Source organism: Rhizobiaceae bacterium (assembly GCA_023953835.1).
Taxonomy (GTDB): domain Bacteria; phylum Pseudomonadota; class Alphaproteobacteria; order Rhizobiales; family Rhizobiaceae; genus Mesorhizobium_G.
This window is the reverse complement of the sequence record JAMLJB010000001.1, coordinates 1586579-1603377: the sequence shown is the minus strand read 5'-3', so window position 1 is coordinate 1603377 and position 16799 is coordinate 1586579. Positions and strand designations below refer to the sequence as shown.

12 protein-coding genes are annotated in these 16799 nt (G+C 63.7%); 3 read left to right on the top strand and 9 right to left on the bottom strand.

The features are described from left to right. Positions 1 to 63: 63 nt before the first annotated feature. Genes M9924_07450 through M9924_07440 form a run of 3 tightly spaced genes read left to right on the top strand, consistent with a single transcriptional unit; the run spans position 64 to position 4173 of the window. Complete coding sequence (locus M9924_07450; protein MCO5064240.1) at positions 64 to 1518, top strand: NAD(P)/FAD-dependent oxidoreductase; 1455 nt, start codon at positions 64 to 66, stop codon at positions 1516 to 1518. Further along, positions 1508 to 2755 carry an NAD(P)/FAD-dependent oxidoreductase gene (locus tag M9924_07445; protein MCO5064239.1) on the top strand — a complete coding sequence of 416 codons (1248 nt, stop codon included), beginning with the start codon at positions 1508 to 1510 and terminating at the stop codon, positions 2753 to 2755. Before M9924_07450 ends, M9924_07445 begins: the two co-directional genes overlap by 11 nt. Beyond that, complete coding sequence (locus M9924_07440; GenBank protein ID MCO5064238.1) at positions 2755 to 4173, top strand: FGGY family carbohydrate kinase; 1419 nt, start codon at positions 2755 to 2757, stop codon at positions 4171 to 4173. The genes M9924_07445 and M9924_07440 overlap by 1 nt, the downstream gene beginning before the upstream one ends. Before the next feature lie 9 nt (positions 4174 to 4182). Here the strand turns inward: M9924_07440 and M9924_07435 are convergent, their stop codons facing one another. From M9924_07435 to M9924_07395, 9 genes are all read right to left on the bottom strand, one after another. Continuing rightward, positions 4183 to 5175 (bottom strand): polysaccharide pyruvyl transferase family protein, encoded by a 993-nt coding sequence (locus M9924_07435; GenBank protein MCO5064237.1) that lies wholly within the window; start codon positions 5173 to 5175, stop codon positions 4183 to 4185. Positions 5176 to 5206: 31 nt separating this feature from the next. Further along, positions 5207 to 6742, bottom strand: a complete 1536-nt coding sequence (locus tag M9924_07430) for a GMC family oxidoreductase (protein ID MCO5064236.1) — start codon at positions 6740 to 6742, stop codon at positions 5207 to 5209. A gap of 171 nt (positions 6743 to 6913) precedes the next feature. Next, positions 6914 to 7600: a response regulator transcription factor gene (locus M9924_07425; protein MCO5064235.1), complete on the bottom strand. Its 687-nt coding sequence runs from the start codon at positions 7598 to 7600 to the stop codon at positions 6914 to 6916. Continuing rightward, positions 7597 to 10272 carry a sensor histidine kinase KdpD gene (locus tag M9924_07420; GenBank protein ID MCO5064234.1) on the bottom strand — a complete coding sequence of 892 codons (2676 nt, stop codon included), beginning with the start codon at positions 10270 to 10272 and terminating at the stop codon, positions 7597 to 7599. Before M9924_07420 ends, M9924_07425 begins: the two co-directional genes overlap by 4 nt. 5 nt (positions 10273 to 10277) lie before the next feature. After that, positions 10278 to 10847, bottom strand: coding sequence for a potassium-transporting ATPase subunit KdpC (gene kdpC, locus M9924_07415; GenBank protein MCO5064233.1), 570 nt, complete (start codon positions 10845 to 10847; stop codon positions 10278 to 10280). Positions 10848 to 10849: 2 nt separating this feature from the next. Next, positions 10850 to 12895: a potassium-transporting ATPase subunit KdpB gene (gene kdpB / locus M9924_07410; GenBank protein MCO5064232.1), complete on the bottom strand. Its 2046-nt coding sequence runs from the start codon at positions 12893 to 12895 to the stop codon at positions 10850 to 10852. A gap of 12 nt (positions 12896 to 12907) precedes the next feature. Beyond that, entirely contained in the window at positions 12908 to 14617 is a 1710-nt protein-coding gene (gene kdpA / locus M9924_07405) for a potassium-transporting ATPase subunit KdpA (protein MCO5064231.1), read from the bottom strand. A gap of 314 nt (positions 14618 to 14931) precedes the next feature. After that, complete coding sequence (locus tag M9924_07400; protein ID MCO5064230.1) at positions 14932 to 15603, bottom strand: ion channel; 672 nt, start codon at positions 15601 to 15603, stop codon at positions 14932 to 14934. Beyond that, the gene (locus M9924_07395; protein ID MCO5064229.1) at positions 15600 to 16781 is read right to left on the bottom strand and encodes a low temperature requirement protein A; all 1182 of its coding nucleotides are present in this window, start codon (positions 16779 to 16781) and stop codon (positions 15600 to 15602) included. Before M9924_07395 ends, M9924_07400 begins: the two co-directional genes overlap by 4 nt. Between the last annotated feature and the right edge of the window lie 18 nt (positions 16782 to 16799).

The window sequence follows — 16799 nt, the reverse complement described above, 5'->3', positions numbered from 1 at the left end:
GCCTCCTCAATTTTACCGAACAGTCATTGACCTTGAACGTTTGGTCACAGTATATCTCCGTGCATGGTAATCTCCGCCTACCGTCCGCACAAGACACAGAACTCGTCCGACCGTTCGGAAAGCACAGGCATTGTGTTCGACGTGGCGATCATCGGTGCGGGCGTGGTGGGCTGCGCGATGGCGCGGCGTTTCGCCCTGAACGGCCTGCGCGTGGCGCTGCTGGAGCGCGGTGACGACATATTGTCCGGCGCAAGCAAGGCCAACAGCGCCATATTGCACACGGGCTTCGATGCGCCGCCCGGAAGCCTTGAGCTTCAATGCATCCGCGACGGCTACCGCGAGTATCTCGATATCCATCGCACGATGAACCTGCCCCTATTTGCATGCGGCGCGATGGTGGTGGCGTGGACCGAACAGGAAGCGGAGAAGCTCAGGCCCATCCGCGAGCAGGCGCTTGAAAACGGCATTGACGACGTCATGCCGCTGGAGCGGGCCGAAGTCACGAAGGTCGAGCCCCATCTGTCCGACGCCGCGCTTGCCGGCTTGCGCGTTCCCGGCGAAGCGCTCATCGATCCATGGTCGCCGTTCCTTGCCTATGTTCTGCAATCGATCAGGCTTGGCGCACAGGTCCATCTGCGAACCGAAGTCCTCGGCGGTGATTTCGACGGCAAAATATGGACGCTGGAAACGGCCAGGAGCCGGTTTCGCGCGCGCCATGTCGTCAATTGCGCGGGCCTATACGGCGATATCGTTGAGCAACGGCTGAAAGGCGCGAGCGACTTCGCCATCAAGCCGCGCAAGGGCCAGTTTGTCGTATTCGAGAAGTCGGCTTCAAGGCTGCTCAACGGGATCGTGCTGCCGGTGCCGAGCGAGCATACGAAGGGCGTCGTCCTGACGCGCACGATCTTCGGCAATGTGCTGATCGGCCCGACCGCCGAGGAGCAGGACGACCGCGCCCGCGCCACTGTCGAGCGGGAAAAGATGCGCGCATTGATCGACCGCGCGGGGCAGATGCTCCCGGCGATCCGGCACATATCCATTACGGCCGCCTATGCCGGTTTGCGTCCGGCGAGCGAAAAGAAGGAATATCGGATCTCGATGGACGGCGCACGCAACTGGATAACGGTGGGCGGCATTCGTTCGACCGGGATGACGGCGGCGCTCGGCATCGCGCACCATGTTTTTGGCCTATATGCCGGCTCGACGCCCCGCCCGGCACCCGGGCCTGAGCCGTCCGTGAGCGTTCCGAACCTTGCAGAGCATCTGCCGCGCGACTGGCAGAAGCCCGGATATGATGAGATCGTCTGCCATTGCGAGATGGTAACGCGCCGAGAATTAGAGGCCGCCCTGTCGGGGCCGCTGCCCGCCGGCGATCTCGGCGGACTGAAACGCCGCACCCGCTGCGGCATGGGCCAGTGCCAGGGCTTCAACTGCACCGCCAGGATTACCGCACTTGCCTCGCCCCGCATCGATGCGCGTCATGACATAATCGACGGCGGCCAATCGAATGCAGGATGACGCCCGTAAGCCCGACGCGGAAGCGGACGTGTTGGTAATAGGCACGGGACCGGCTGGTCTCGCGGCGGCCACCGAGCTGAAAAAGAGCGGCGTTTCCAGCGTCATCGCCATCGAGCGCAGCGATCAGCCCGGCGGGATCCCCCGCTTTTGTGGCCATTCGCCATTCGGCATGCGCGAGTTCCACCGTGTCCTTTCAGGTCCCGCTTATGCAGACCGGCTTGCCGAGACAGCTCGCCGGGCAGGCGTCGACCTGCGCCTGCGGCACAGCGCCGTCGGAAGCAGCGCACCCGGCGAAATATCGGTCGCCGCCCCGGACGGCCTGCTCTCGATCAGGGCAAAGCGCATTGTGCTGGCGACGGGCGCGCGGGAAACGTCAAGGGCCGCCGCGCTGATATCGGGCGACCGGCCTGTCGGCGTCATGAACACCAACGCCCTGCAGCTCTTTGCCTACCGCGAGAAGCTGAAGCCGTTTCGGCGGCCATTGGTGGTCGGCAGCGAGTTGGTGTCGATGTCGGCAATTCTCACCTGCGTTTCGATCGGCGCGAAGCCGGTGGCGCTTGTCGAACCAAGGCCGTCGCCGATCCTGCGCCGCCCCTTCTCGCTTCTCCCCAACCTGCTCGGCATCAAGGTCCATTACGGCACCCGCATATCCGAGATTGTCGGGTCCCGCCGCGTGGAAAGCGTGCGTCTGCTCGGACCCGACGGCGCCGCGAGCGAAGTCGAATGCGACGGCGTGGTGCTGACGGGACGCTTTACGTCGGAGGCGGCACTTGCCCGCAGGCTCGGCCTCGAAATCGATGAAGGAACCGCTGGACCGATGATCGACGACCGGGGCCGCACAAGCGCGCCATGGATTTATGCCGTCGGCAACATGCTGCATCCCGTCGAGACCGCCGGCTGGTCATGGGCCGAAGGCAGGCGTATCGCCCGCATGGTCGCCCGGGATCTTGCCGATGCCCCGGACGAACCGGCTCGCGCCACGCGCGTGACCACGGGCCACGGCATACGCTATGCGGTGCCGCAATGGCTGGGACCGGAAGGCGTACGGGGAATGGGTGAATTGCAGGTCAGGATCGGGGAGCCCGTTTCCGGAAGGCTCGTGGTCGAATCGGACGGTCGGCAGATCTGGTCGAAGCCCATGACGGGCCGACCTGAACAGCGTGTTCTCATTCCGATCGGTGCATTATTGTCCGGCGAAGCGCCCCGCACGATTAATGTTCGATTGGAAAATGCCTGATGGTATGCGTCGCCGCCATTGACCAGGGTACCACATCGACACGGATTCTCACCGTCGACGGCGACAGCCTTTCGATAAAGGGTGGAACCCGGCACGCCCAGCACTATCCGCAACCGGGATGGGTCGAGCATGACGCCCTCGAGCTTCTCGCAAATGTCCGGTCATGCATCGGCCTGGCAGGGCCCGAGGTCCAGGCCATCGGCCTCGCCAATCAGGGCGAAAGCTGCCTCGCATGGGACCGCGAGACGCTGGAACCGCTCAGCGCTGTGATCGTCTGGCAGGACAACCGCACGACGCCGGAAATCGCCGAACTGCGATCCGCCGGAGCCGAGGAACTGACCCGCGAACGCGCCGGCCTTCCCGTCGATCCCTATTTCTCCGCCGCCAAGTTCCGTTGGATGCTGGACAATATCGAAGCGGTGGGCGCGGCTCATCGAAACGGTCGCCTGTGCCTCGGCACCACTGACGCCTTCTTCCTGCACAATCTCACCGGGCGCTTCGCAACGGATGTGACGACCGCCTCGCGCACCTCCCTGATGAACATCAGAAGCTGCGCTTGGGACGAGCAGTTGTGCGCACTGTTCCGTGTCCCCATGGACTGCCTGCCCGGGATCGAGCGAACGGTGAGTGATTTCGGTTCTGTCGGATCGCTTCCGGTCACAGCATCCGTCGTCGACCAGCAGGCGGCGCTGTACGGACATGGATGCCGGCGGGCCGGAGACAGCAAGATCACATTCGGCACAGGCGCATTCGCGCTCACCGTGACAGGAAGCGAGATCGTGCCACCGGAACAGGCGGCCGGGCTGCTTCCAACCGTCGCGTGGGACATCGGCGACGGCCCGGTCTATGCGCTCGACGGCGGGGTCTATGACGCCGGTTCATCGGTTGAATGGGCGCTCAAGGCCGGACTGGCCGACAACATGGACGATTTCGGCGCGTTCGATCAGCCGGCCGCCATCGACCGGGGGCTGGTGTTCATTCCGGCATTTTCCGGCCTTGCCTGCCCTTACTGGGACAGAACCGCCAGCCCCGTCATGCTTGGCCTGACGCCCGAGATGTCGCGCAGCGACATGCGCCAGGCCCTGCTCGAAGGCATCGCGCTGCTCACCGCCAATGTGCTGGCGGCGATGAGCGGCAGCGTGCCACTCGCCCCCGCTATCAGCATCGACGGAGGCCTGTCGCGAAGCCCCTATTTTGCGCAATTCTTGGCCGATTCCCTTGGCCGGGAGGTGAGGACGAGCAGCTTCGACGAAATGACGGCGTTCGGTACCGCCTCGCTTGCCGCGAAAGGACTCGGAGCCGAACTGGAACTCGCCCCCGGTGCGGAGACGGTTCGCACTTTCAAGCCACGTCCGACATCCCCCGAGCGCGCCACGCTCTTCGCACGCGCGGTGGAACGCGCGCGCGGGTGGCGATGACCTGAGGTGCTATTTCAGCGGGCCATGTCCCGCGGCAACAGACAGCGCCGAGAGGCGCGACAGCATGCGTTGCTGCAGGCTTTCCCTTTGCGAGACCGTGCTCAGTTCCGGTTCCATCTGCGCCAGCCGGTCCAGCGCCTCCGCTGTTCGCTCGGGCCTGAAACCGAGGAACCGCCGGACGAGCGGCGATTGCTTGACCATCGCCTTGAGCCTTGACTTCAACGTTTCCGGCTCGTGCGTCAGTCGCTGGTCGAACTGCGCCAGCGCGGTTGCCGCATCGAACTTCCGGGTTTCGCCGAACGGCGCAACCGGACGCCCGAAGGCAAGGACCGGACCGCTGTCGGGCGGCGGCACCATGGTCAGGCTGAAATCGTGCCCCAGCGAGCCGGCCCAATCGACCCATTTCGTGACGCCGAAATTCTTCGATGTCGCAAAAGCGCGCCATGGAACGCCATAGGTGTCAGCCAGAATTGCGCCATGCAGGGATTCCGTCAGCACCATCGTCGCCCCCGCGATGCGCTCGATGACGCTTTTCGGATCGCCGCGCGGATCGAGCAGCTCAAAGCCGGTCAGGGACGCGACCTCGGACCAGCCGGGATGATCCATCGTCTCCCAGTGCGGTACGATGACCGTGCCGCCGGTCGCCGACGCCGCCCTCGGAAATCCCGCAACGAGCGGCGTCAGAATCGCGCCGTCGGTTATGGCGCGGTCGTCCGGCAGGTCCAGAACCCGCGTCGAGATCGGACCCCGCACGCACCAGTATTCCACCTGGAGATCGCGCCAGCGCGACGGCCTGTCATTGCCGATGCCGCTGGAAAAGACGTTGAGCCGTTGCAAACCGGAAATCGGCATTCCGATGATCGTGCCTATCCCGACAAAGCCGATATCCGAAGCGGTACCCGGTTCGTCGGCAAACAGGCGCGGCGCGAGCGCGGGCCACAGTTCCGCGTTGAGGTCGTCGCCGAAATTCGGAACCTGCTTTCGATAGTAGACAAGATGCATGAACGGCCTTTCGCAACCGGCAGGACGGAGATCAGGAGTGCACGAAGGGGTGACGCGCTGCGCTTTCGCCGCGCGAGGCGGCGCTGCGACCGGCGATGTGGTCGCCTGCCCTCAGCGCAAGCGCAATGATCGTAAGCGCCGTGTTGACCGCGCCCGCCGAAGGAAGCGTGGAGGCGTCCACGACATAGAGACCGGATATGCCATGCACCTGGCAGTCGGGATCGAGCACGGAGGTCTGCGGATCGGTGCCGAACCGGACCGTGCCGACTTCATGCCACAGATAGGGCGGCCGCGTTCGCGCCAGCGAGCGATAGCCGGCGCGGCGGAAAGCGGCGACGGCCAGTTCCCGCAGTTTCGCAAAGGTTTTCAGGCTGTGCACCGGCTCGACGCGGCCCGAGATTTCGTCACCTTCGAAGGTCAGCCCCGCCTCGCGCGTCGGCACCGTCTCTGTCATGTAGAACGATATGAGGCTGTGCAGGCCGATCATCTTCGCGATCGGCCTGATCGGCCTCGAAGCTTCCTCCCAGAAAGGCATCTGGCCGCCGATCTGCACCACGCCCGTCGGATAGGGCCAGTCCGGCGCTGATTCGTAGAAGGAATTGATGGCGAAGGTCTTTGTGAAGATCGGCGGCACAGTCTTCCAGCTCACGAACGGAAAGATCATCCCCACCGAATGGCCCGCGAGATAGCGGCCAAGCGCGCCGCCCGCATTGCCGAGACCGTCGGGATGCCGTTCGTTGCGCGAACGCCGCAACAGGCCCGCCGAACCCGGCAGGCCGCCGCAAACGGCAATGACCGGAGCCTTGACGACATGCTCCGCGCCGCCGCGGCGCAGCACAACGCCGGTCGCGCGGTTGCCATCCGCGCTGGTTTCGACCTTCAGGCACTCGGTTTGCGTGGACAGGTACACATTGCCGGTCGCAAGCGCCGGGCGCATCGCCGCCGTCTCCGCGTCCATCTTGGCGTCCAGCGTGCAGAAGTGACCGTCGCAGGTGGCGCACAGAACGCAGGAGCCGCCATCGCCATAGTCGATTCCAACGGGTATGGCGGCAGTCGGCGTACCGCTGGCCTCCAGACGTCGTACCATATCCGAAACGATCGGTCCGTGCGGGATCGGTGCGCCCGGAAACGGCTTGCGGCGCGGCGGGTCGCTCGGATCCCCATCGGGTGCTCCGTGCACACGAAACAGGATTTCGGCCTGCTCGTAATAGGGTTCGAGATCGTCATAGCTGATCGGCCAGGCGGGCGAGAGGCCGGCCTCGTGCTCGACCTCGCGGAAGTCGCTCTCGCGCATCCGGTACAGCGCCGCGCCATAGAACTTGCTGCGTCCGCCGATGAAAGTGAGCGCCTTGTCGCGCCCATTCATCACATGACCGATGAATTTCCCGACCGGCTCGGCATCGCCCCCGCGCGGTATGCGCAGGAAATCGCCCTGCTCGACCACGAGCACGCGCAGCCCCTGCTGGCCCAGCCGAAGCGCGAGCGTCGCGCCGCCCGGCCCGCTTCCGATAACGACGGCATCATAGCGCTTCGTCAGGACATCTGCGTGGCTCTTTCGATTGTCCATTCACCTGCTCGGCCTCGGACACCACCCCCCCAAGGTGCCGTCGGTTGATCGGTTGCTGCGCCGGTGCGGCCTGCAAGGTCCGCGCCGGAATCCCCGCTCCCGCCGAGCATTATACCCGTTATGCTGCAATGCGAAAAGCCGCCAATCCGATATCGGCTTGTGCAGCGGCTCCTAACTCGCCAGGAGCCGGTATCCAACGCCCGGCTCGGTCTTGATAATCCGGGGAATTGTAGGATCGCGTTCGATCTTCGCGCGCAATTGCCCGATAAACACTCGCAAATACTGCATATCTTCCGCATGCGCCGGTCCCCAGACCGAAGTCAGCAGGGTCTTGTGCGTGACGACCCGGCCCGCATGCCGCGCCAGCAATATCAGCAGGTCATACTCCTTCGGTGTCAGCTTGATTTCTGTTCCATCGCGGTGAACCTGCCGTTTCAGCGTGTCGATCGCCAGGCCGTCAAGCTCGACCTCGACCGCGCCTCCGTCCTGCATGACGCGATGGCGGAGCGCAGAACGAATACGCGCCGTCAGTTCCCCAATGCCGAACGGCTTTTCGATATAGTCGTCCGCGCCGAGATCCAGCGCAGCGATCTTCTCGGCTTCCTGATCGCGGGCGGAGAGAATGATGATCGGCACCTGCGACCATGCGCGCACGCGCTGCACGACTTCCTTCCCGTCCATGTCCGGCAGGCCGAGATCGAGAATGACAAGCGCGGGAGCGCCGGTGACCGCAAGCTTGAGCGCCGACGCGCCATCCCCCGACAGCAAGACTTCATAGCCCGCAGCCTCCAGCGCGGGTTTGAGGAAGCGCTGGATCTGGGGCTCGTCGTCCACGACCAGTATCCTGTCCGCGTTCATGGCTTCATTCGTTCCTGTTCGGCGGGCGGGATCGGAAAGCGCAGCACTATTCGCGTGCCGCGCTTGCGAATGGCCGGGCTCTGGGCGGCAATCGTCCCGCCCATGGCTTCGACCAGACCCTTGGCGATTGCAAGCCCGAGTCCTGTCCCGGGCGTTCGGCCATCCGGCTTGCCGCGACGGAAGAATTTCTCGAAGACCTTGTCCAGCTCCTTGCCGGGGATGCCCTTGCCCATGTCGGTGATCGATATCACGATTTCGGATCCCTCGCTGCGGGCATAGACGCTGACGGGCTCGCTTCCACCGTACTTTGCGGCGTTGTCGAGCAGGTTGAAGATGACCTGACCCAGCAGCACGCTGTCGCCGCGAATGAGCGGCAGAGCCTCCGCAAAACTGGCTTCGAACACCCGATCCGGGAAATATTTCCCCGCGCGCTCAAGCGCGCCGCCAATGACATCGCCAACATCCACCCAGTCGCGGCGCGCATCCACGGTGCCCGCCTCGATCCTCGTCATGTCGAGCAGGTTGGAAACAAAGTGGTTCAGGCGGTCGCTCTCCTCCTCGATGGAGGCCAGAAGGTCGTCCCGGCTCGCAGGCTTCATGCGGTCACCCAATTGCCGCAACGATGATATCGCACCCGAAATGGTTGCAAGCGGCGTCTTGAGGTCATGCGAGATCGACGAAAGCAGCGCCGATCGGAACCGTTCGCCTGCCGCCCTCGCGGCCTGGTCGAGGCTTTCCTTCGAGAGGCGCGCCCGGTCTATTGCAATCGCCGTCTGGTCCAATATTGCGCCGAGCGCCTGCTCTTCCTCCGCATCGAGCGGATCGTCGGCAAGGCGCAGCCCCACCACCGCCTCAATGCCCGCGGAGGGCAGGAGCGGCCTGAACTGAAACCGCGCCTTTGGCAAGGTTCCGGTGCCATTGCCCGCCGTCTCGTTCTTTTCCGCCGCCCAGCGCGCCGCCGTCATGTCGGTCAGGTCGAGCTCGGTATCCGGCGGCCACGCAGCGGCAAGCGAAAGCTCGCCCGCTGTCGCCGTAAGCAGGACGACATTGCGGCGCAAGGTGACCTGCAACTGGCTGACAGCCGCCCAGATCACGTCGTCCGCCTTCACTGTAGCAGAAAGCTTGCGTGAAAAATCATACAGCGACTGCATGGAGATAGCGCGTTTGCGGGCGCTGGCCGCCTGTGCCGAGATGCGGGAAGCAAGGCCGCCTGCGATCAACGCGGTCACGATGAAGACGATCAGCCCGAACACTTCGTGGGGTGATGCTATGGTCAGGTTGCCGGTCGGCTGGATGAAGAAGAAATTATAGGCAAGGGCGGACAGTACCGCTGCGAGCAAGGCCGCCACAGAGCCGCCATAGACGGCAGAGGTCACGACCGCGAGCAGATAGACCAGCGAGATATTCGGCAGATCGATGAAGCTCTCTATGGTCGCGCCGGCCAAGGTCGAAATTGCGACGGCTGCGAACGGAACACCGATTTCCTTCACCGGGTTCTCGATCCATCGCCGGGACGCGGGAACCCTGGACAGGATCGGGGCAGCGACGGAATCGTCGGTCACGATGTGAATGGCGGCACCTGCGGCCCTGGCGATCAGTGCGTCCGGCAGGGAGCTTCCGAACAAACGCCTGATCGACGAGGGATGCCGCGCGCCGATGACGATCTGCGTCGCACGCTCGCGCTTCGCAGCCTTCATGATCTCTTCGACGAAATCCGTGCCGGCCATGCGCCGCGTCTCGGCGCCAAGGCTCGCGGCCAATCTGAAATTGGCCTCCACAACCTGGCCCTGCTCGCGTGATTGCAGCGGCTGGTCGGGCCGCTCGACGGTTATCACCAGCCAGGGTGCGTTCAGGCTGCTTGCCAGCCGCGCCGCCGCGCGGATCACTTTCTCCGAAAGCGGATCGGGTCCGATGCAGACGAGCAGTCGCTCCGCCGTCTGCCAGTTTTCGTCAATCGCATTCTGCTTCAGATAGTCCACGACCTGATCGTCGACCCGGTCGGCGGTGCGGCGCAGCGCCATTTCGCGCAGGGCCGTCAGATTGCCGAGGCGAAAGAAGCTGTCGGCTGCCCGTCTTGCATTTTCCGGAAGATAGACCTTGCCCTCTTTCAGCCGTTCGATGAGCGCCGAAGGTTCGAGATCGACCAGCAGCACCTCGTCCGCCTGCTGAAGCACCTTGTCGGGAACTCGTTCGCGCACCTGCACAGAGGTAATCTGCTGGACCACATCCGACAGGCTTTCCAGATGCTGGACGTTCATTGCCGACCAGACATCGATGCCTGCGGCGAGAAGTTCCTGCACGTCCTGCCAGCGCTTGGGATGGCGGCTGTCCGGCGCGTTGCTGTGCGCCAGTTCGTCCACGATCACGATGCGCGGCTTTCGCAGGAGCGCGGCATCGAGGTCGAACTCCTCGATTTGGCGGCCCTGTATCCGAAGCTTGCGGCGCGGCAGCACCTCCAGACCTTCCAGCAGGTTGGCCGTGTCGGCGCGCCCGTGTGTTTCCACAAGCCCGACGACAATGTCGACGCCATCGGCCTTGAGCTTGCGGGCGCGCGAAAGCATTGCGAAGGTCTTGCCCACACCTGGCGCAGCACCCAGAAACAGAGTCAGGCGGCCCCGGCCATTCTCGGCCAGGGCCAGCAATGCATCGGGGTCGGGTCTATGATCGGGCATACGGCTCAGCCAGGCATACCGTCGTCCAATGCCAGATTGATGGACAGGACATTGACGCGCGGCTCACCGATAATACCGAAGAGCCGCTGTTCGGTGAAGCGCGCGACCAGCGCTTCCACCTCGGCCTCGGGCAATCCGCGCGCCTTCGCAACCCGCGCGACCTGCGCGCGGGCGAATTGCGGCGAGATGTGCGGATCGAGGCCGGAGCCGGAGGCGGTTGCACCATCGGCGGGGACAGCACCCGCGAGCCCTGCGGCGTGCAGCCTTTCCACGTCCGACTGCACACGCGCGGCGAGCTTCGCTGATGTCGGGCCGAGATTGGAGCCGCTGGAAGCCGCCGCGTCATAGCCTTCACCCGCAGCCGAAGGACGCGGCCAGAAATATTTCTCCGATGTGAAGGCTTGGCCGATCAGCGAGGAACCCACGACGGTCCCGTCCTTGATGACCAGCGAACCGTTGGCCTGAACCGGCAGCGCGAGCTGTGCAATCGCGGTGATGGCCAGCGGATAGACGATGCCCGTGAGAGCGATGAAAACGAGCGTCATGACGAGCGCGGGGCGGAGAATGTTCTGCATGATTACACCAGATGAAGGGAGAAGATCGCCATGTCGACCAGCTTGATCCCGGCGAAGGGCAGGGCCAGCCCGCCAAGCCCGTACACGAGCAGATTGCGGCGCAGCAGGGCTGTTGCGCCGACCGGACGATAGGCCACGCCCTTGAGCGCCAGCGGGATCAGCGCGACGATGATCACCGCATTGAATATGACGGCCGACAATATGGCCGATTGCGGCGAGGAAAGTTGCATGATGTCCAGCGCGGACAGGGCCGGATAGGTCGTCACGAACAGGGCGGGGATGATCGCGAAATACTTCGCCACGTCATTCGCGATGGAGAAGGTCGTCAGCGATCCGCGCGTCATCAGCAACTGCTTGCCGATTTCCACGATCTCAATGAGCTTGGTCGGGCTTGAGTCGAGGTCGACCATGTTTGCGGCCTCGCGCGCCGCCTGCGTGCCGGTCTGCATGGCGACGCCCACATCGGCCTGTGCGAGCGCCGGAGCATCGTTTGTGCCGTCGCCGCACATCGCGATCAGCCGCCCGCCCTGCTGCTCCTTACGGATATAGGCGAGCTTCTGTTCCGGCGTGGCCTCGGCGAGGAAATCGTCCACGCCCGCCTCCGAGGCGATCGCCGCCGCAGTGACCGGGTTGTCGCCCGTCACCATGACCGTGTGGATGCCCATGGCCCGGAGCGCCGCGAAACGCTCCTTGATGCCGGGCTTGACGACATCCTTGAGGTGGATGACGCCGAGCAGCTTCTTGCCGTCGACAACGGCAAGGGGCGTGCCGCCTGTGCGAGCAACGGAATCGACCGCCTTTCGAAACACGTCCGAGGTGCTCATCTGATCGATCCCTGCGAATTTCAGGGCCGCGTCAACGGCACCCTTGCGGATCGGGCGGCCCTTGAAATCGATGCCCGACAGCCGCGTCTCTGCCGCAAAGGCGACAACCGCATCGGGCTGAATGGCGGGCGCCTTCAACCCGAATTCACCTGTCGCAAGCGCGACGATGGAGCGCCCCTCGGGCGTTTCGTCCGCGAGACTCGCGAGGAGGGCGGCTTCTGCAAGTTCGGCCCGGGTGACGCCCGTAACTGGAAGGAAATCCGTCGCCATCCGGTTGCCGAAGGTGATGGTTCCCGTCTTGTCGAGCAGCAGCGTGTCGACATCGCCGGCAGCTTCCACCGCGCGGCCCGACGTGGCGATGACATTGAAGCGCACGAGCCTGTCCATGCCCGCAATGCCGATTGCCGAGAGCAGGCCGCCGATGGTGGTGGGGATCAGCGTCACCAGAAGTGCTGCCAGCACCGTCACGGACAGCACCGTTCCCGAATAGCCCGCCAGGCCCCACAGCGTGACCACGGCGATCAGGAAAACCAGCGTCAGTCCCGACAGCAGGATCGAAAGCGCAATCTCATTCGGCGTTTTCTGCCGTTCCGCCCCTTCGATGAGCGCAATCATGCGGTCCACGAAGCTGGACCCCGGAGCGCTCGTGATTCGTATCTTCAGCCAGTCCGACAGCACTTCGGTGCCTCCGGTCACCGCCGAGCGGTCGCCACCCGCCTCCCGGATGACCGGCGCGGACTCGCCCGTGATCGCGCTTTCATTGACCGAGGCGACACCCTCGATCACCTCGCCGTCGCCGGGAATAAGCTCGCCCGCCTCGACGATGACGAGATCGCCGAGCTTGAGGTCGCTTGCGGGGACTTCCGCGACGTCGAGTTCGTCCGGCTTCAGGACCTTGCGCGCGGTGAGCTGCGAGCGGGTGCGCCGCAGCGCGTCGGCCTGCGCCTTGCCCCGGCCTTCGGCAACCGCTTCCGCGAAAGTCGCGAACAGCACCGTGAACCATAGCCAGATCGCAATCTGGCCCGAGAACAGCGCGCCGGCATTCGTCGTAACAATGTCGCGAACGAAGAACAGCGTGACCAGTGCGGCGACGACTTCCGTGACGAAAATCACCGGATTGCGCATCAGCTTGCGCGGATCAAGCTTGAGGAAGGCGTCGCCAAGCGCGGGAACGAGGATGGCAGGGTCGAACAGGCTACGAGCCGTTGAGGGAGTGCTGGACATGGTTTCCGTCCTTTAGAACGTTTGCCCGGCGAGCATTGCGAAGTGCTCGACGATGGGGCCGAGCGCAAGCGCGGGGAAGAATTGCAGGCCGCCCAGGATCAGGATGATGCCGGCGAGCAGGCCGACGAAGATCGGGGTCGTTGTGGGGAAGGTTCCGGCCGTCGCGGCGATGCGCGGCTTGGCGGCAAGCGATCCGGCAATGGCAAGCACGGGCACCGCATAGGCAAAACGGCCAAGCAACATCGCCATGCCCAGCGTGCTGTTGTACCAGGGCGTGTTGGCGCTCAACCCGCCGAAGGCCGATCCGTTGTTGCCCGTCGCCGAGGCATATCCGTAGAGGATTTCCGACAGGCCGTGCGGACCGCCCGTGCCGACGCTTGCGACGGAGAAAGGCAGCATGGCGGAGATGGCGGCGAAGCCGAGGATCGAAAGCGGCAGGATCAGCACCGCCAGCATCGCATATTTCATTTCGCGGCTTTCGATCTTCTTGCCGAGGAGTTCCGGCGTGCGCCCGACCATCAGCCCAGCGACGAATACGGCGAGAACTGCAAAGACCACCATCCCGTAAAGGCCGGACCCGACGCCGCCCGGAAGAACCTCGCCGAGAAGGATCAGGAACATCGGCGCCATTCCGCCGAGGCCGGTGAACGAACCGTGCATACCGTTGACGCCGCCATCGGAAAGCCCTGTCGTGACGGCCGCGTAGGCAGCCGTCACGGCCTGCCCGAAGCGTACTTCCTTACCCTCCATATTGCCGGAGAGCGGATCGACGCCCAGTGCGGTGAGGACAGGATTGCCGGAGGATTCGGCCCAATAGATCGTCGCCGTTCCAACCAGGAGGAATATCGCCGTGACCGCGAGGAACGCCCAGCCCTGGCGGCGGTCGCCCACCATCTGGCCGAAGGCATAGACGAGCGCGCCCGATACGCCCAGCATCGCTATGATGTTGATGTAGTTGGAGATGGCACTGGGGTTCTCGAAGGGATGCGCGGCGTTGGCGTTCAGGAAGCCGCCGCCATTGGTGCCGAGCTGCTTTATGGCTTCCTGGCTGGCAATTGGGCCAAGCGAAATGGTTTGCCGCGCGCCTTCGAGCGTTGTCGCCGTTGCCGATGCGTCGAGCGTCTGCGGCAGGCCCAGCGCAACGAATGCAAGCGCGGTCAGGATTGCGAGCGGCAGCAGCACATAGAGCGTTCCGCGGACAAGATCGACCCAGAAATTGCCGACCGTTTGCACGCCCGACCGGGCAATGGCGCGCGTCAACGCAAGCGCGATCGCGATGCCCGCCGCCGCCGAGGCGAAATTCTGGACCGTCAGCCCGGCCATCTGGCTGAAATTGCTGAGCGTCGTCTCGCCGCCATAGGCCTGCCAGTTGGTGTTGGTAACGAAACTGACCGCGGTGTTGAAGGCAAGATCGGAAGACATGCCCGCAAAGCCCTGCGCATTGAGAGGCAGGTAGAACTGCAGACGCAGGATTGCATAAAGGGCGATGAAGCTCGCCAGCGAAAACGCAAGCATCGAGCCCGCATAGGCAAGCCACCCTTGCTCGGCGCGCGGATCAATCCCGGAAGCCGCGTAGATGCCGCGCTCGACAGGAGCGAGCACAGGCGAGAGGAAGCAGCGTTCGCCCGAAAACACGCGGGCCATGTAGAGGCCAAGCGGTTTTACGAGGGCGACGACGATGAGAAACACGAGGCCGATTTGCAGCCAGCCGACAACGGTCATGGAATGTGCTCCTGCCGATCAGAACCGCTCGGGGCGGATCAGCGTGACAATGAGATAAATGCCGAGTGCCAGCGCCACGGCGATGCCGATGAGAGGTTCGAGCACGGCGACACCCCCTCAGATCCGGGAAAGGACGCGGGCATAGAGCGCCAGCAGGGCGAAGGCGCAGACGCCGAGCGCGAGATAGGAAATATCGGACATGGAAAATCTCCAAAGCGAGTCAGGCCTTGGAGATAGGGCTTGCGGGCATCAAAACTCGATTGGGAAATCGCCCCGCCTGCATAAGGAAAGAGTAAAGACCGCTTCTGGCTCGCTTACTTATGCGATTTCGTCGGATTGCTGGTGTGGAGGCCGACGAGCCGCGACAACAGAATGACCGTATAGAGCGTACCAAGGACAGCTTCGAAGGAAGCAGCGGATTGCGCATAGAACCCGACGGGAATGATATCGCCATAGCCCAGCGTGGTCAGCGTAACGTAGCTGAAATAGACCATGCGCTGCCAGGTGATTTCCATTCCCGAGCCGGCGACGAAGGACCCGGGCAGGATCCATTCGACCAGAGTGAGTACGGCGGCAAAGCAGGAGCCGATCACGAGATAGAGCGACGTCGCCGCCAACAGCACGTCCGTCATCACCGTCTTGGCGCTGAAAGTGTAGATCGCGAGCACCATGCACATCACGATGTGATAGGCGATCGACGAGAGCAGCACGGCCAGCATCGCATCTCTGCCGGGCGTGTAGGAATTGAAGAGACCGGCGGCAAGCACTGCCGCACCGCAAAGCACAATCAACAGGCGCAATATCCGGCTTCTGCTCAATGCCCAGGTCGCGGCGACGAATATCGTCGAGTAGAAAATATAGAACACGGCAGGCCAGATGCCGCCCGCGGCCGAAAGCGGATAGGTCAGGTTATGCATCACGACGGCAAAGAAAAAGGCAGCGTTCGCGACCACTGCCTTTCGAGGCGAGAGCCCAGCCGTTGTCATTCACCAAGCTCCTTTGGCCGGCTGGCCAATGCTAGAACAATCAGGACACCAAGCACCCCAATTCCGAGCCACAGCGTCGCGAGATGCAGTTTCAGCGCCAAAAAGGCGATGATCGCGAGCGCCAGCACCGCCGCGAGGTAGCCCGTGCGCACCCGCTCCGCCATCACCCGGTGGAACATGGCGCTGCCGAGCAGGAAGATCGACGGACCCGCCGCCGCGATAATTGCCGTCTGCGGATGCACCGGCTCGTGCGGATGGGCCACCATCATTTCTATGGCGACGGCCACCACGATGGCGCCGGCGACCATCGCGCCGTGGGCATATGCAAGTCCGGCCCGCGCCAGCCTTGTATGGTCTGAGCCATGGCTGAAACGGTGCTCGCCGGTTTCCGCAAGATGCACGAAATAGATCCACCACAGCGAAACGATCAACAGGAAGCCGATGATTGCGGCAAGGATGACGTCGCTGTGCAACTCATGCTCCACCAGCAAGGCCCCGAGCAGCAGCACCGACTCGCCAAGGGCGATAATGAAAACCTGCTGATTGCGCTCGAGCAGGTGCAGACCTCTCAGCGGCCAGCTTTCCATGGGCGTGGAGCCTTTTCCCGGGAGCCAGAAACCGTGATAGGGTGCGGCATAGTCCAGAACCACCGCGACGATCCAAAGCCAGAGCCGCGCTTCCGGCAAGAACACACCTGCCACCCAGAACAGGCCCGAGATCGCGCTCCAGGCGCACAGCTGCGCATAATTCTGGCCCATGCGCTGGCCACGGAACACAAGCGCCATATAGCCCGCGCGAATCAGCGCCATCGACACATAGGCACCGACGAACATGCCCGCACGCTCTGAATAGGCTTCCGGCATCGCCACCGCCATCATGAGCGCGCAACCCATAAGGACGACCATGAGCGTGCGGCCGCTGGTGTGATCGGGGTTCAGCCAGTTTGTCGCCCATGCCGTATAGTTCCACGCCCACCAGACGGCGGCAAACAGAGTCGCGGCTTCTATCGCGCCGGTCCAGCTCTGGTGCGCGAGCAGAAAATGGGAGAGCTGGATGATGGAAAAGACGTAAACGAGGTCGAAGAACAATTCCATGTTGGAGACGCGCGGAGACTCGTTCGGTCCCAGCTTGCGAAGCGCGGAAGTCGGAATGATGCGGTTGAGAAACGATTGGCTCACAGGCTGCTCACGGTAATC

Excerpts from the sequence above, each read along its gene's own strand:
- M9924_07450 (MCO5064240.1), top strand. The coding sequence starts at position 64 with ATGGTAATCTCCGCCTACCGTCCGCACAAGACACAGAACTCGTCCGAC.
- M9924_07445 (MCO5064239.1), top strand. The coding sequence starts at position 1,508 with ATGCAGGATGACGCCCGTAAGCCCGACGCGGAAGCGGACGTGTTGGTA.
- M9924_07440 (MCO5064238.1), top strand. The coding sequence starts at position 2,755 with ATGGTATGCGTCGCCGCCATTGACCAGGGTACCACATCGACACGGATT.
- M9924_07435 (MCO5064237.1), bottom strand. The coding sequence starts at position 5,175 with ATGCATCTTGTCTACTATCGAAAGCAGGTTCCGAATTTCGGCGACGAC.
- M9924_07430 (MCO5064236.1), bottom strand. The coding sequence starts at position 6,742 with ATGGACAATCGAAAGAGCCACGCAGATGTCCTGACGAAGCGCTATGAT.
- M9924_07425 (MCO5064235.1), bottom strand. The coding sequence starts at position 7,600 with ATGAACGCGGACAGGATACTGGTCGTGGACGACGAGCCCCAGATCCAG.
- M9924_07420 (MCO5064234.1), bottom strand. The coding sequence starts at position 10,272 with ATGCCCGATCATAGACCCGACCCCGATGCATTGCTGGCCCTGGCCGAG.
- kdpC (MCO5064233.1), bottom strand. The coding sequence starts at position 10,847 with ATGCAGAACATTCTCCGCCCCGCGCTCGTCATGACGCTCGTTTTCATC.
- kdpB (MCO5064232.1), bottom strand. The coding sequence starts at position 12,895 with ATGTCCAGCACTCCCTCAACGGCTCGTAGCCTGTTCGACCCTGCCATC.
- kdpA (MCO5064231.1), bottom strand. The coding sequence starts at position 14,617 with ATGACCGTTGTCGGCTGGCTGCAAATCGGCCTCGTGTTTCTCATCGTC.
- M9924_07400 (MCO5064230.1), bottom strand. The coding sequence starts at position 15,603 with ATGACAACGGCTGGGCTCTCGCCTCGAAAGGCAGTGGTCGCGAACGCT.